This is a genomic window from Sinorhizobium sp. RAC02 (assembly GCF_001713395.1).
GTDB lineage: Bacteria > Pseudomonadota > Alphaproteobacteria > Rhizobiales > Rhizobiaceae > Shinella.
In genome coordinates this window covers 1,728,578-1,742,671 of sequence record NZ_CP016450.1, presented here as the reverse complement: position 1 = coordinate 1,742,671, position 14,094 = coordinate 1,728,578, and the positions used below count along the sequence as shown (strand labels likewise).

The window sequence follows — 14,094 nt, the reverse complement described above, 5'->3', positions numbered from 1 at the left end:
CCTAAGACCACTTCGCCCGCGCCCGGTCGTCGCTGTCCTTGGCGTCGACCCAGCCGCCGGTGCGGCCGTCGGCAAAATGCTCTTTCTTCCAGAACGGCGCAGACGTCTTCAGGTAATCCATGACGAAAGATGCGCCGTCGAAGGCAGCGTGACGATGGGGGGCGAGCGCGATGACGAGCACGATGTTTTCGCCAGGCCGGATCTTGCCGACCCGGTGGATGGCAGTGAGCCCGAGAAGTGAAAAACGCGCCACGGCCTCTTGGCAAATCTGGCCGATCTCGGCCTCGGCCATGCCGGGATAGTGTTCCAATTCCAGTGCAGCAAGCCGGCCGCCTTCGTCGCGGCAAAGCCCGGTGAAGGTGACGATCGCACCGGCATCCGCCCGCCCGGCCGTAAGACGCGCGGTTTCAGCTACCACGTCGAAATCGTCGTGCTGAACGCGGACGATGACCGGTGCCGCGGTGGCCACGGGTCAGCCCCCCGTCATCGGCGGGAAGAGGGCGATCTCGCGCGCACCGGCGATCGGTTCGTCGTGCTCGACATGTTCCTGGTTGATCGCAATGCGGATGACGTTCTCATGCTCCAGCGCATGGGCATAGTCGTCGCCGAGCGTCTTCAGGTGCCGGAGAAGGTCGCTGCCGGTCTTGACGGAGGCGGGAAGGTCGATCTCTTCTTCGCCCTTGCCGATCCGTTCCCGCACCCAGGCGAAATAGACGAGCTTCGTCATCTCAGTCGTCCACGATGTGCTTCAGGCCGGCACGGAAATAATCATAGCCGGTATACATGGTGATGAGCGCTGCGATCCACAGCATACCGATGCCGATTTCGGTCGTGTAGGGCAGCACCTTGTCGCCGGCGGGGCCGGCAAGCAGGAAACCGATCGCCAGCATCTGGATCGTCGTCTTCCACTTGGCAATGCGCGTCACCGGCACGCTGACCTTCAGGTCGGCGAGATATTCGCGCAGGCCCGAAACGAGAATCTCGCGGCACAGGATGATGATCGCAGCCCAGATCGTCCAGCCGGCAATCGTGCCGTCGGCGGCCACCAGCAGCAGCACGGAAGCGACCAGCAGCTTGTCGGCGATCGGGTCGAGCATGCGGCCGATATTCGACGTCTGGTTCCAGATCCGGGCGAGATAGCCGTCGAGGTAATCCGTGATCGACGCCACAGCAAACAGGCCGAGCGCCGTCCAGCGTGCAAAGTCCGACGATTGCAGCCGGCCTTCGATGAAGAAGCAGAGCACGATCAGCGGAACCGCCAGGATACGGGCGTAGGTGAGGAGATTCGGGATGTTGTATGCGCGGGAGGCCATGGATTCTTCAGTCTCGACTGTGTTGCCGGCTAGATGAGGTCTTTGTGACAGCGCCGTCAACCTTGTTTCCGGCAATTCTTGGCGAATTTACGGTGGCAGCCTTACTATCCCGCCGCATCGTCGTGGAAGTGGTTGTAGACGAGGCGGGCGACGCTTTCGGAAATGCCTTCGACGGCCATCATATCGGTCATCGCGGCGCGGGAAACGGCCTTGGCGGTGCCGAAATGCTGGAGCAGGGCGCGCTTGCGCGTCGGGCCGATGCCGGCGATCTCGTCGAGGGGGTTTTTGACCATTTCCTTCTTGCGCCGTGCGCGGTGCGAGCCAATGGCGAAGCGGTGCGCCTCGTCGCGCAGGCGCTGCACGAAATAGAGCACGGGATCGCGGGGCGGCAGCGAGAAATCCGGGGTACCGCGCATGAAGAAGCGCTCGCGCCCGGCCTCGCGGTCAGCGCCCTTGGCGACGCCGATGGCGATCACCTGGTCGGTGATGCCGAGGTCTTCGAGGATGGCGCGCACCGCTGTCATCTGGCCCTGGCCGCCGTCGATGAGGATGACATCCGGCCAGGCGGGGAAGGGCAGGTCGGCAGCTTCCGCGCCGGTATCGGCAGCGCTGCGGTCCGGCAGGCCCTCTTCCTTGATCAGGCGGGCGAAGCGCCGGGTCATCACTTCCTTCATCATGCCGAAATCGTCACCGGGCGTGATGTCGGTCGATTTGATGTTGAATTTTCGGTACTGCCCCTTCACGAAGCCTTCCTGCCCCGCCACCACCATGCCGCCGACGGCATTGGTGCCCATGATGTGCGAGTTGTCGTAGATCTCGACGCGGCGCGGCACGGTGGGCAGCTTGAAGGTCGCGGCAAAACCTTCCAGCAGGCGCGATTGCGAGGCGGTTTCCGCCAGCTTGCGGCCATGCGCTTCACGGGCATTGGCCACCACATGGTCGACGAGGTCCTTCTTCTCGCCGCGCTGCGGCACGGAGATCGTCACCTTGTAGTTCGAGCGTTCGGAGAGCGCCTGCGCCAGCAGCTCCATCTCCTCGACCGTCTCCGACAGCAGGATTTGCCGGGGACAGGGCTTGTCGTCGTAGAACTGCGCGAGGAATGCGTTGAGCACTTCAGCGCCCGTCAGTTGCGGGTCGGCCTTCGGGAAATAGGCGCGGTTGCCCCAGTTCTGTCCGGTGCGGAAGAAGAAGACCTGGATGCAGGACACGCCGCCCTCATGATGGATGGCGAAGATATCCGCCTCCTCGACGCCCGCGGGATTGATGCCCTGGTGGCTCTGCACGTGGCTGAGTGCGGCCAGACGGTCGCGATAGACGGCGGCGCGTTCAAAATCGAGGTCCTCGGCGGCAGCGTTCATGGCCTCCGCCATATGCGCCTTGACCTTCTGGCTCTTGCCGGAAAGAAAGTCCTTCGCCTCCTGCACCAGTTCGCCATAGTCCGCGTCGCGGATCTCGTGCGTGCAGGGACCGGAACAGCGTTTGATCTGGTAGAGCAGGCAGGGGCGCGTGCGGCTTTCGAAGACGCTGTCGGTGCAGGTGCGCAGCAGGAAGGCGCGTTGCAGCGAGTTGATCGTGCGCCCCACCGCACCGGCGGAGGCGAAGGGACCGAAATAATCGCCCTTGCGGCTGCGCGCGCCGCGATGTTTGAAGATCGCCGGTGCCCGGCTGTCGCCGGTGAGAAGAATATAGGGAAACGACTTGTCGTCGCGCAGAAGCACGTTGAAGCGCGGGCGCAGGCGCTTGATGAGGTTGGCTTCGAGCAGCAGCGCCTCGGTTTCGGTGCGCGTGGTGACGAACTCCATGTTCGCCGTCTGGCGCACCATCTGGGCGATGCGGTTGGAATGGACGCGGCCCTGCGCATAGTTCGTCACGCGCTTCTTCAGGCTGCGCGCCTTGCCGACATAGAGCACGTCGCCGTCGGCATTGAACATGCGGTAGACGCCGGGGCTGTTCGGCAGGCGCTTGACGAAAAACTCGATCAGCTCGGCGCCGAGAACACCTTCCGGCACGTCGCCGCCTTCGTTCCAGTCGATGCCGGGGGTGGCGATGACGGGCGCGACGGCAGCTGCCGCCGGGCTTTCTAGAAGCTCGTCCTCGTCGTCTGTTTCGTTCTCGTCATAGAGGATGCCGCCATCCTCCACCTTCCGGCCAGTCATTCCGCGATCTCCGCGACATCGGGGGTTTCCCAGGCGAGATGCTGCCCGCCATCGAGGGCTATCATTTGCCCCGTTATGGATGGCGTGTCGAACAAAAAGCGAACTGTGCGGCCGAATTCCGAGAGATCCGGCCCGCGGCGCAGAATGAGGCCCTCCACCTGCGCCTGGAAATCGGCGTCGTCCTGGCGCTCGTTGGGGAGGGAAGGGCCAGGACCGATGGCGTTGACGCGCACGCGCGGCGCAAAGCTCTGCGCCATGGTGCGCGTCGCCATCCACAGCGCCGATTTGGAAAGCGTATAGGAGTAGTAGCGCGGCGTCGGGTTCCAGACCCGCTGGTCGATGATGTTGACGATCGAGCCGGCCATGCCCTCCGGAAGCTGGCGCACGAAGTCGCGTGCAAGAATCGACGGCGCCTTCACATGCACGGCGAAATGCCGGTCCCACAGTGCGTCGTCGAAGGCCGTGACCGTATCGGGCTTGAAGAGGGAGGCATTGTTGACGAGAAGGTCGAGCGGGCCGATTGCTGCAATGGCCGCCGCAATAAGCCTGCCCGTTGCCGCGCCGTCCGAAAGGTCGCATTGCACGACAGCGGTCGTCACGCCCTGCGCGCGCAGGTTGCGGGCCAGTGCCTCGGCGTCCTCGAGGGATTCGTTTGCATGGATGGCGACGGCAAAGCCGTTCGCCGCCAGATCGTCCACGATGGCTTTGCCGATGCGTTTTGCGCCGCCCGTCACCAGGGCCGTCTTCAAGGGCTTTTTCAACAAAAATCCATCCTGCCGATTCATTTGATTAACCGGCCAAAGATATAGCCATCCTTGCGCAGGCTTAAACTCCCCCGGACAATTGATTGCGGAAAAATTAACCGCAAAGGCGACTTCAAAGTAATTTGAAGTACATTTTACTGAATTTCCGACTAGTTGAAATCATGGTTAACGAATGCCCTGTTGTGCAAAAGGCACATCCAAATTGTGCCGTGGCCATGCCACAATGATTTCACATTTTGGCTCTTTCAATTCCTCAATCTTTATTCAATTTCACCTCAACCGGGCGGGACTGAATTAGAAATGACGATGCCCGAACGCCTCCCAAGGGAGGGCGTCGTTTAGTATAGGAGAATATCATGCGTACACTCATCGCCACCCTCATTGCTTCGACCGTTTCGATGGTCGCTTTCCAGGCAGCTCACGCTGCTGATGCCATCGATGATATTCCGCAGGCTCCGGCTGCTGAATATTCCGAGCCGGTTGCAACCGGCAACTGGGCCGGCGCCTATGCCGGTGGTACGGCCAGCTGGCAGCGCGGTGACTTCAGCCACCAGGGCAAGGCCAAGGCCAACGGTTTTGGCGGTGGCGTCTATGGCGGCTACAACATGCAGCAGGGCCAGCTGGTTTACGGCGGCGAAGCCGACCTGAACTATTCGGGTGTTGACTCCAAGCACGGCGGCACGACTGCCAAGCAGGGCGCCAACGGTTCGATCCGCGCTCGCGTCGGTATCGACTTGAACCCGGTCCTGCTCTACGGCACCGCCGGTATTGCCGGCACGAATGCCGAGATGAAGAACGCTGCCGGCAAGGACGACCGCAGCATGGTTGGCTGGACGGCCGGCGTCGGTGCCGAAGCCTTCGTGACCAACAACATCACGGCACGCGTCGAATACCGCTACAGCGACTACCAGAAGAAGAACTTCAACCTCGGCGGCACCAAGGTGAAGTCCGGCTTCGACGACCAGAGCGTTCGCGTCGGTCTCGGCGTGAAGTTCTAAGCCAGACAGCTTTGAAATTGGAAAGGCCGGGCGAAAGCCCGGCCTTTTTTGTGCTCAATCCTTGAACTGCGCGTAGTCCGGAAACACCGCTTCGAAGCGTGCGAGATAGCGTTTCAGCTTCGGGCGGCCGCGCTGCCACTTTCCGGCAAAACGCAGTTCGATGTAGCGCAGCAGGGCGGCGAGGGCGAAGTGGCCGGCATTCGGCTTCTTGCCGAGCCGTGGCATGTTGGCTTCCAGGTGATCGAGCCCGCGCTCCGCCTTCTGCCACTGCCGGTCGATCCACGGCTGATGGACCTTTTCTTCCGGCCGCGAGCGCCGCTCGTAGACGATGGCGAGCAGGCAGTCGCAGATACCGTCCGCCGCCGCCTCCAGCACATCCACCTCGGTGCGCTTGGCCGCATTGCGCGGATAGAGCGAGCCGCGCGTCTGGCGGTCGATATAGTTCATGATCGCCCGGCTGTCATAGACGGCGAGGCCGTCATCCGTCAGCAGCGCCGGGATCTTTCCGAGCGGGTTGGCGGCCAGCAGTTCGGCCGGGTCCGCGTTGGTGTCGACGGCCACCAGTTCCGCGGGCAATCCGGCAAAGTGCGCGGCCATGCGCACCTTGGTGGAGTAGGGCGACGTGGTGGAATAGAAAATCTTCATGGCATGGTCCTGTGTTCTTTGGATTTAAGGGGTCACGCTAGCGGATGGGCGGTTGTTCGATGGACTTGGCGCGGCAGGATGCGCGGTCGACTTCGGGGCAGGGGCGGAGCGACAGGTCCGGGTTCATGCAGATGCGGACCTCTTCGAGCTGCCCGTCCTCGCATGTAACGGCAATGCCCTTGCGCTCGAGGCCCGGATTGGCCGCGATGAAGGCCTGCTCCACCGCATCGGGTGTGAGGCGGTTGCCGTCTCGGCGGGACTCCAGTTCGGCCGGAACCGCAATTCGCTGCCGGGCTGCACGAACGACAGCGAAATAATCCTTCTGGCTGAGACCCGAACAACTGCCGTGTTTACGCCACTGGTGGCCGATCAGGCCCATCGACGGGATGATGTCGAGCACGCTGCGGCCGAGCCCTTCGGGCACGCGGTCAGGCTCGCGGGTCGGACAGAAGTCCGGGTAGCCCCGGTCGTTCTGCGGCCAGAGACCGTGCACGATGAAGCCGTTGTTCTCGCCCCGGCGGCATTGCTGCGTCCGCCCGCCGGCGTCGTTTCCGGCACACCAGGTCGGCGACCATGAGAGGGAAAGCACGTAGAAATCAAAACCCTTGCCGACCGGAATGTGCGCCGGCGTCTCCGGCACCTTGCTGCTGGCTTCCGTCCTGCTTTTTTCCGCTGGCTTGTCGTCGCTGCAGCCGGCGACAGCCAGAGCCGCCATCCCGGCGCAGAGAAGCGCTATCGTTCGAAGTCCCGAGGGTTTTGCGGAGGGCATCATCACTCAACGCAGCGAGCGGCAGTCGGCGCCATAGACATGCCAGGGGTCAAGGCCGGAAATGCAGAAGTCGATCTTGTAGCCGCTGCCGGCAAATCCCAGGCCCCATTGCACGACATACCAGAGATCGCGCTGCTGGCCGTCGGTCAGCGAGACCTTGGCGTGGCAATATTCCCGCTCGACGGAGGAGATGTCTGCGGTGCGCGGCTGGTAGCGGCTCATGCGCGTGCTGTGGATTCTGGCAATATCTGTATCGGTTTGCAGGAAGGGGGCCGTCTTGTCCCGGAAGGTCTTGGTGATGTGGTTCAAGGTCGAGGGGCGCCGGCAGGCATCATGTGGGCTTGCCGCGGCATGGCCGGCCAGCAGCGCCGAAAACGTCACCCCGAGCGCGACTGCAAGAAAAGGCTTCATCATGGTCTCCCGATTCCCGGCGAGATTGTTGCCGCCGGCAGGCAAAGGTCAAGAGGTCTTCGCTTCGCCGGAAAGCCAGAAAGCGCGTGCCGAGGCAAACCGGTCCTGCGCCAGCCGCTCCTTCAGGAAGGGCAAGAGCACGTCGAGTTCCTGCTTCAGCGTGAAGGGCGGATTGACGACGATGAGGCCGGAGCCGGTCAGGCCCGTCGTTTCCCGGTCGCTGCGGACCGTGAGTTCCGCACAGAGCATCTTGGCGATGCCCGTCTCCTTCAGCGCCTTGTGGAAGGCCGCGATGGGGGCGTTCTTCTTCAGTGGATACCACAGGCAATAGACCCCGCCGGCAAAACGCCGCACGGCCTTTTCCAGCCCGTCCACCAGCCGCTCGTATTCCCCCTCGATCTCGAAGGGCGGATCGACCAGCACGATGCCGCGTTTTTCCTTTGGCGGCAGGTGCGCGCCGAGCGACAACCAGCCGTCGAGATGGGTGATGCGGCTCTGAAAGTCGCCGTCGAACAGGCGATGCAGCGTCTCGTAATCGTCCGGGTGCAGTTCCATCGCGGACAACCGGTCCTGCGGGCGAAAGAGCATGCGCGCCAGTTTTGGCGAGCCGGGATAATAGGTTAGCCCGCCGTGCGGATTCAATTCGTGAACGGCCTTCAGGTAAGGCGCGAGGATGTCGGCGACCGCAGGCGGCATGTCGGTGTCGAGCAGCCGGCCGATGCCGTCAAGCCATTCACCCGTCTTCTGCGCCTCTTCGCTGGAAAGATCGTAGAGCCCGATGCCGGCATGCGTGTCGAGCACGCGGAACGCCTTGTCCTTCGCCTGCATATAGGTGACGAGGCGGGCGAGCACGGCGTGTTTCAGCACGTCTGCGAAATTGCCGGCATGGTAGATGTGGCGATAGTTCATGCGGGTCCCCGCGGCGATCAAACGCCCTTATGCGACGATGAATTGTTGCGATGATAGAATGATTTGCCTTTAGGCCATCCAAGCTCTGCAATATAGAAAAGCCATGAACGTTGCGACCCCCCATCTCGGAAAACCGCGCATCGGCCATTCGGCCTGTCCGCATGACTGTCCCTCCACCTGCGCGCTCGATGTCGAGATCGGCGCCGACGGCCGCATCGGCCGCGTCAAGGGGAGTGCCGACAACAGCTATACGGCCGGTGTCATCTGTGCCAAGGTGGCGCGTTATGCCGAGCGCCTCTACCATCCCGACCGGCTGATGAAACCGCTGGTGCGCAAGGGCGAAAAGGGCAGCGGGGAGTGGGGCGACATTTCCTGGGATGCCGCGCTCGACGCCATCGCGGAAAATTTCGTCAGGGCCGAGCAGGCGAATGGCGTCGAAGCCGTCTGGCCCTACTACTATGCCGGCACGATGGGCCTTGTGCAGCGCGATTCCATCGAGCGCCTGCGCCACGCGAAACGCTATTCCGGCTTCTTCGATTCCATCTGCACCAATCCGGCGTGGACCGGCTTCACCATGGGCGCCGGCACCTTGCGCGGTCCCGATCCACGCGAAATGGCGAAGTCCGACTGCGTGGTCATCTGGGGCACCAATGCGGTCTCCACGCAGGTCAACGTGATGACCCACGCGGTCAAGGCCCGCAAGGAGCGCGGCGCCAAGATCGTCGTCATCGATATCTACGACAATCCGACGATGAAGCAGGCCGACCTCGCGCTGAAGCTGAGGCCCGGCACCGACGCGGCCCTTGCCTGCGCCGTCATGCATGTCGCCTTTCGCGATGGTCATGCGGACCGCGCCTACATGGCGAAATTCGCCGACGACCCGGCTGGCCTCGAAGCCCATCTGGCGACCCGCACTCCGCAGTGGGCGGCTGATATCACCGGCCTCACCGTCGAGGAGATCGAGACCTTCGCTGCCCTCGTCGGGCGCACGAAGAAGAGTTACTTCCGTCTCGGCTACGGCTTTACCCGCAGCCGCAACGGCGCGGTGTCCATGCATGCAGCACTTTCCATCGCCACGGTGCTCGGCTCCTGGCAATATGAAGGCGGCGGCGCCTTCCACAGCAATTCCGGCATCTTTCACCTGCGCAAGAGCGAGTTGATGGGCATGAAGCTCATCGATCCGGACATCCGCATGCTCGACCAGTCGCAGATCGGCCGGATTCTCACCGGTGACGCCGTGGCGTTGCGCGATCGCGGCCCCGTCACGGCCATGCTCATCCAGAACACCAACCCGGTCAACGTCGCGCCCGAACAGCGCCTCGTGAAACAGGGTTTTCTCCGCGATGATCTCTTCGTCGCCGTGCACGAGCAGTTCATGACCGACACGGCGAAGCTCGCCGACATCGTGCTGCCGGCCACCATGTTCGTCGAGCACGACGACGTCTATCGCGGCGGCGGACACCAGCACATCCTACTCGGCCCGAAGCTCGTCGAGCCGCCGACTACGGTGCGAACCAACCTCTTTGTCATCGAGGAACTGGCAAAGCGTCTCGGCGTCGCCGACCTGCCGGGCTTCGGCCTGTCGGAGCAGGAGCACATCACCCGCATGCTGCCCTATTACGACACGGACTTCGACGGTCTGAAGGAAGACAAGTGGATCGATTGCCAGCCGGATTTCGACACCGCGCACTTCTCGAAGGGTTTCGGTTTCCCGGACGGAAAATTCCGCTTCAGCCCGAACTGGACGAACACGCCCGCGCCCAACAAGCCGCCGAAAGTGCTCGGCGCCTTCGGGCCGCACGAGGCGCTGCCGGCCTTCCCGGATCATGTCGACCTCATCGAAGCGGCGGATGAGGAGCACCCGTTCCGGCTCGCCACGTCACCGGCCCGCATGTTCCTCAACTCGACGTTCACCGAGACAAAAGGTTCGCGCGATCGCGAGGGCCGGCCGGAAGTGATGATCCATCCGCAGGATGCGGCGGCGAACGGGCTTGAGGAAGGCGATATCGTTCGCCTCGGCAATGTCCGCGGCGATATCCGCCTGCATGCAAAGATCACCGACAGTGTGAAGCCCGGCGTGCTGATCGCCGAAGGCATCTGGCCGAACTCCGCCCATCTCGACGGCGAGGGCATCAATGTCCTGACGGGGGCCGACCCCGTCGCCCCCTATGGCGGCGCCGCCTTCCACGACAACCACGTCTGGCTGCGCAAGGCCTGACCCCGAAGGATCGATCTTTCATGCTTGCAGAAGCCCCGTCGCCCATCCGCATCCTCGACCAGACGACGGTGTGGAAGCATTTCATCCACCTGCGCACGCTCGTCATCGAGCAGACCCGCGCAGACGGCCGTGTCGAGCGGCTCGACCGCGAGGTGCACGACCACGGTGCCGCCGCGACCGTGCTGCTCGTCGATCCCGCCCGGCAGTCCGTCATTCTCGTGCGCCAGTTCCGCCCCGGCGCCTTCCTCGGTGGTCACCCGGACGGTTTTCTGCTCGAAGTTCCGGCGGGCCTCCTCGACGACGACAGCCCGGAAGAAGCCGTCAGCCGCGAGGCGATGGAGGAAACCGGCTACACGGTCCGCGACGTCCGCCACCTCTTCGACATGTATTCCAGCCCGGGCACCCTGACTGAACGCGTCAGCTGCTTCGCCGCTCATATCGACGCCTCCAAACGCGATGGCAATGGCGGCGGCGTGGAAGGCGAGGGGGAGGACATCGAGATCATCGAAATGCCGATCGACGAAGCCTACGGCCTCATCGCGACCGGCGGCATCGTCGATGGCAAGACAATCATGCTGCTGCAATGGCTGATGCTGAACAGGGCCGCGTTCGGCGGCTGACCGTCGCTCTGTGGGTCACGACGACGAATGCGCCACGGATGCCGGCGCAAGGCCGGCATAATGGGCGAAAAGGCTGCCTTAGATCGCGGCAGGCGAAATCAGGTGTGCGCCGTCCAGCTGTGGCAGGTCGCCGGCGGAAATGGTCTTGCCACCCTCCATCCGCACCTTGCCTTCCGCGACAAGCCGCAGCGCCAGCGGATAACTCCTATGCTCGACCGTCAGCACCCGTGCCGCCAGCGTGTCGCTGGTATCGCCCGGCACGACGGGCACCGCGGCCTGCACCACGACCGGACCCTCATCCATGCCCTCGGTCACGAAATGCACCGTGCAGCCGGCAATGCGCATGCCGGCGTCGATGGCGCGCTGGTGCGTGTGCAGGCCGGGGAAGAGCGGCAGCAGGGAAGGGTGGATGTTGAGGATGCGGCCTTCATAGCGGTTGATGAAGGTGCCGGAGAGCAGGCGCATGTAGCCGGCAAGGCAGAGAAGGTCGGGGGCAAGCGCATCGAGCGCGTCGAGGATTGCGGCCTCGTGCGCGTCCTTGTCGGCAAAATCCTTGCGCAGGAAGCTGCGGGTCGGAATGCCGAGCGCTTCGGCCTTGGCAAGCCCGCCGGCATCCGCCTTGTCGGAGAAGACCGCGACGATTTCTGCCGGGAAATCCGGTGCTTCGCAGGCCTTCGCCAGTGCCAGCATGTTGGAGCCGCCGCCGGAGATGAAGGCGACGACGCGCTTGCGCCCAGATTGGCTCATAGGGCGAGCGTACCCTTGTAGATCGTGCCGGCGGCGCCTTCGTCGCGGGCGACCATGCGGCCGAGGCGGAAGGCGGTCTCGCCTTCACGCGACAGAACCGCAATAACCGCGTCGGCCTTGTCGGCCGGTACGACCGCGATCATGCCGACGCCGCAGTTGAAGGTGCGCAGCATTTCCTTGGCTTCCACGCCGCCGGTGTGGGCGAGCCAGGAGAACACGGCCGGCGCCTTGACGGCATCGAGGTCGATTTCGGCGGCGAGATGTTTTGGCAGCACGCGCGGAATGTTTTCCGGGAAACCGCCGCCGGTAATGTGCGCGAGTGCCTTGATCGAACCCGTCTCGCGGATCGCCTTGAGCAGCGGCTTCACGTAAATTTTCGTCGGCGTCAGCAGCGCTTCGCCGAGGCTCTTTTCAGCATCGAACGGTGCTTCGGCATCCCAGGCGAGGCCGGAAAGCGAAACGATCTTGCGCACCAGCGAATAGCCGTTGGAATGCACGCCGGAGGAGGAGAGGCCGAGAATGATGTCGCCTTCCGCAAGGTCACCGGCCGGCAACAGCTTGCCGCGCTCGGCGGCACCGACGGCAAAGCCCGCGAGGTCATAATCGCCATGCGAATACATGCCGGGCATTTCGGCGGTCTCGCCGCCGATCAGTGCGCAGCCGGCTTGGCGGCAGCCTTCGGCAATGCCTTCGACGATGGCCGCACCCTGATCCGGATCGAGCTTGCCGGTTGCGAAATAGTCGAGGAAGAAGAGCGGCTCTGCGCCCTGCACCACGAGATCGTTGACGCACATGGCGACGAGGTCGATGCCGACCGTGTCGTGGCGGTTGGCGTCGATGGCAATCTTGAGCTTGGTGCCGACGCCGTCATTGGCGGCGACCAGCACCGGATCGGTGAAGCCTGCAGCCTTGAGGTCGAAGAGGCCGCCGAAGCCGCCGATCTCGCCATCCGCACCCGGACGGCGCGTCGAGCGCACGGCCGGCTTGATCTTTTCCACCATCAGGTTGCCCGCGTCGATGTCGACGCCCGCATCGCTGTAGGTCAGGCCGTTCTTTTCCGACTGGCTCATGCTCTCGTCTCCGGCGTTAGAGCATCTTGCAGGCAGGTGGGTTCCCCTGCCGTCGCACAAATGCGGCAAAACAAATAGGCAGAGCAGATGAGCGAACGAATGTGAGCCCATATGCTCTACGCTGATCGCGCCCGATTGGCATGCCGGGGCGGCAAGTGCAAGACGAATGCCGGAAAAGCCGGGGTTTTTTCACCGATTTACCCGTGATGCCTGCGCATGGGCCCGTCGAGCCTTGACCTCTCTCTGCCACGCATCCTATCTCCATCGGGTAACGGCGGCGGCCCTTCTTCGGGTCAGAACACGGGAAAGAGCACGATGGCAGCCCATATCAGCGGCGCGGGATTGAAGCGGCAGGTGGTCTTCTGGCTCATCGCGCTCGTCTTCTTCGTGCTCTTCCTCATGGTGTTCAGCGATATCCTGCTGCCCTTCATCGCCGGCATGGCGCTGGCCTATTTCCTCGATCCGGTGGCCGACCGTCTGGAGCGCTGGGGCTTGAGCCGCATGATGGCGACGGTGGTGATCCTGATCGCCTTCGTCATCCTCTTTGCGCTCTCGCTGATGATCGTCATTCCGCTGCTAGCCACCCAGGCCGCAGATTTCCTGCAAAAGCTGCCGGGCTACGTCACGCAGCTCCAGGAGCTGGTGGCAAACTTCAACCCGAACCTGCTGCCGACCTGGATCAGCAGCCAGATGGGCACGATCAAGCAGAGTTTCTCGACCATTCTTGCCGAGGGGGCGGGCTTCCTCGGCACGGTGTTCAAGCAGGTCTGGAACTCCGGCATGGCGCTGGTCAACATCGTCTCGCTGTTCGTCATCACGCCGGTCGTCGCCTTCTATCTGCTGCTCGACTGGGACCGCATGATCGCCAAGGTGGACAGCTGGGTGCCGCGCGATCACGTCGCCAATGTCCGTCAGATCGCCGCGGAAATGGATGCGGCGATTGCCGGCTTCGTGCGCGGGCAGGGCTCGATCTGCATCATCCTCGGCCTGTTCTACGGTATCGGGCTGTCTTTTGCCGGCCTGAATTTTGGCCTGCTGATCGGCCTTTTCGCCGGACTTATCAGCTTCATTCCCTATGTCGGCTCGCTGGTCGGCCTCGTGCTCGCCGTCGGCGTGGCGATCGTGCAGTTCTGGCCGGAATACTGGATGGTCGTGCTCATCGCCGCCATCTTCTTCGCCGGCCAGTTCGTCGAGGGCAACATTCTGCAGCCGAAGCTTGTCGGCTCGCGCGTCGGCCTGCACCCGGTCTGGCTGATGTTCGCGCTGGTCGCCTTCGGTGCGCTGTTCGGCTTTGTTGGTCTGATGATTGCCGTACCGGCAGCCGCAGCGGTTGGCGTCCTTGCCCGCTTCGGCATCAAGCGGTATCTTGATAGCGACCTGTATTACGGGGCGAGCAAGCCCGTTCTGCTCGAAGAGAGCACGCCGAACGACGAATAGACGGCGGTGCAATTCCAGGAAGAACGTGCGCGGTTTT

General features: G+C 63.2%; 15 protein-coding genes. 4 read left to right on the top strand and 11 right to left on the bottom strand.

The annotated features are described in order from the left end of the window. Position 1 precedes the first annotated feature (1 nt). The 5 genes from BSY16_RS08370 to BSY16_RS08350 all read right to left on the bottom strand — a co-directional run bounded on the left by BSY16_RS08370 (position 2) and on the right by BSY16_RS08350 (position 4,230). Positions 2-469, bottom strand: a complete 468-nt coding sequence (locus tag BSY16_RS08370) for a molybdenum cofactor biosynthesis protein MoaE (protein WP_069059229.1) — start codon at positions 467-469, stop codon at positions 2-4. A 3-nt stretch (positions 470-472) separates the two neighbouring features. Next, positions 473-727 carry a molybdopterin converting factor subunit 1 gene (moaD, locus tag BSY16_RS08365; protein WP_069059228.1) on the bottom strand — a complete coding sequence of 85 codons (255 nt, stop codon included), beginning with the start codon at positions 725-727 and terminating at the stop codon, positions 473-475. Position 728: 1 nt separating this feature from the next. Next, complete coding sequence (gene pgsA / locus BSY16_RS08360; protein WP_069059227.1) at positions 729-1,313, bottom strand: CDP-diacylglycerol--glycerol-3-phosphate 3-phosphatidyltransferase; 585 nt, start codon at positions 1,311-1,313, stop codon at positions 729-731. Positions 1,314-1,417: 104 nt separating this feature from the next. Continuing rightward, positions 1,418-3,469, bottom strand: a complete 2,052-nt coding sequence (gene uvrC, locus BSY16_RS08355; RefSeq protein WP_069059226.1) for an excinuclease ABC subunit UvrC — start codon at positions 3,467-3,469, stop codon at positions 1,418-1,420. Next, positions 3,466-4,230: an SDR family oxidoreductase gene (locus BSY16_RS08350; protein WP_069061447.1), complete on the bottom strand. Its 765-nt coding sequence runs from the start codon at positions 4,228-4,230 to the stop codon at positions 3,466-3,468. Before BSY16_RS08350 ends, uvrC begins: the two co-directional genes overlap by 4 nt. Positions 4,231-4,589: 359 nt before the next feature. On the opposite strand from BSY16_RS08350, the gene BSY16_RS08345 reads away from it, so the two are divergent. Then, positions 4,590-5,231, top strand: a complete 642-nt coding sequence (locus BSY16_RS08345) for an outer membrane protein (protein WP_069059225.1) — start codon at positions 4,590-4,592, stop codon at positions 5,229-5,231. Positions 5,232-5,285: 54 nt separating this feature from the next. On the opposite strand, the gene BSY16_RS08340 is transcribed toward BSY16_RS08345, so the two are convergent. Genes BSY16_RS08340 through BSY16_RS08325 form a run of 4 tightly spaced genes read right to left on the bottom strand, consistent with a single transcriptional unit; the run spans position 5,286 to position 7,965 of the window. Then, positions 5,286-5,876 (bottom strand): glutathione S-transferase family protein, encoded by a 591-nt coding sequence (locus BSY16_RS08340; protein ID WP_069059224.1) that lies wholly within the window; start codon positions 5,874-5,876, stop codon positions 5,286-5,288. A gap of 37 nt (positions 5,877-5,913) precedes the next feature. Further along, entirely contained in the window at positions 5,914-6,591 is a 678-nt protein-coding gene (locus BSY16_RS08335) for a ribonuclease T2 family protein (protein WP_286157195.1), read from the bottom strand. A gap of 60 nt (positions 6,592-6,651) precedes the next feature. Beyond that, positions 6,652-7,056: a hypothetical protein gene (locus BSY16_RS08330; protein ID WP_150129902.1), complete on the bottom strand. Its 405-nt coding sequence runs from the start codon at positions 7,054-7,056 to the stop codon at positions 6,652-6,654. Positions 7,057-7,104: 48 nt separating this feature from the next. Then, entirely contained in the window at positions 7,105-7,965 is an 861-nt protein-coding gene (locus BSY16_RS08325) for a 23S rRNA (adenine(2030)-N(6))-methyltransferase RlmJ (RefSeq protein ID WP_069059222.1), read from the bottom strand. Between the two features lie 103 nt (positions 7,966-8,068). Here BSY16_RS08325 and BSY16_RS08320 point away from each other — a divergent pair, with 103 nt between their 5' ends. Then, positions 8,069-10,183, top strand: a complete 2,115-nt coding sequence (locus tag BSY16_RS08320) for a molybdopterin-containing oxidoreductase family protein (protein WP_069059221.1) — start codon at positions 8,069-8,071, stop codon at positions 10,181-10,183. A gap of 20 nt (positions 10,184-10,203) precedes the next feature. Then, a complete protein-coding gene (locus BSY16_RS08315) occupies positions 10,204-10,803 on the top strand; it encodes an NUDIX domain-containing protein (RefSeq protein WP_069059220.1) in 600 nt (199 codons plus the stop codon). 78 nt (positions 10,804-10,881) lie between these two features. Here the strand turns inward: BSY16_RS08315 and purN are convergent, their stop codons facing one another. Together purN and purM are read right to left on the bottom strand one after the other, a co-directional pair. After that, positions 10,882-11,550, bottom strand: a complete 669-nt coding sequence (gene purN / locus BSY16_RS08310) for a phosphoribosylglycinamide formyltransferase (protein WP_069059219.1) — start codon at positions 11,548-11,550, stop codon at positions 10,882-10,884. Further along, the gene (gene purM / locus BSY16_RS08305; RefSeq protein WP_069059218.1) at positions 11,547-12,620 is read right to left on the bottom strand and encodes a phosphoribosylformylglycinamidine cyclo-ligase; all 1,074 of its coding nucleotides are present in this window, start codon (positions 12,618-12,620) and stop codon (positions 11,547-11,549) included. Before purM ends, purN begins: the two co-directional genes overlap by 4 nt. 315 nt (positions 12,621-12,935) lie before the next feature. On the opposite strand from purM, the gene BSY16_RS08300 reads away from it, so the two are divergent. Next, complete coding sequence (locus BSY16_RS08300; RefSeq protein ID WP_069059217.1) at positions 12,936-14,057, top strand: AI-2E family transporter; 1,122 nt, start codon at positions 12,936-12,938, stop codon at positions 14,055-14,057. Positions 14,058-14,094: the final 37 nt, after the last annotated feature.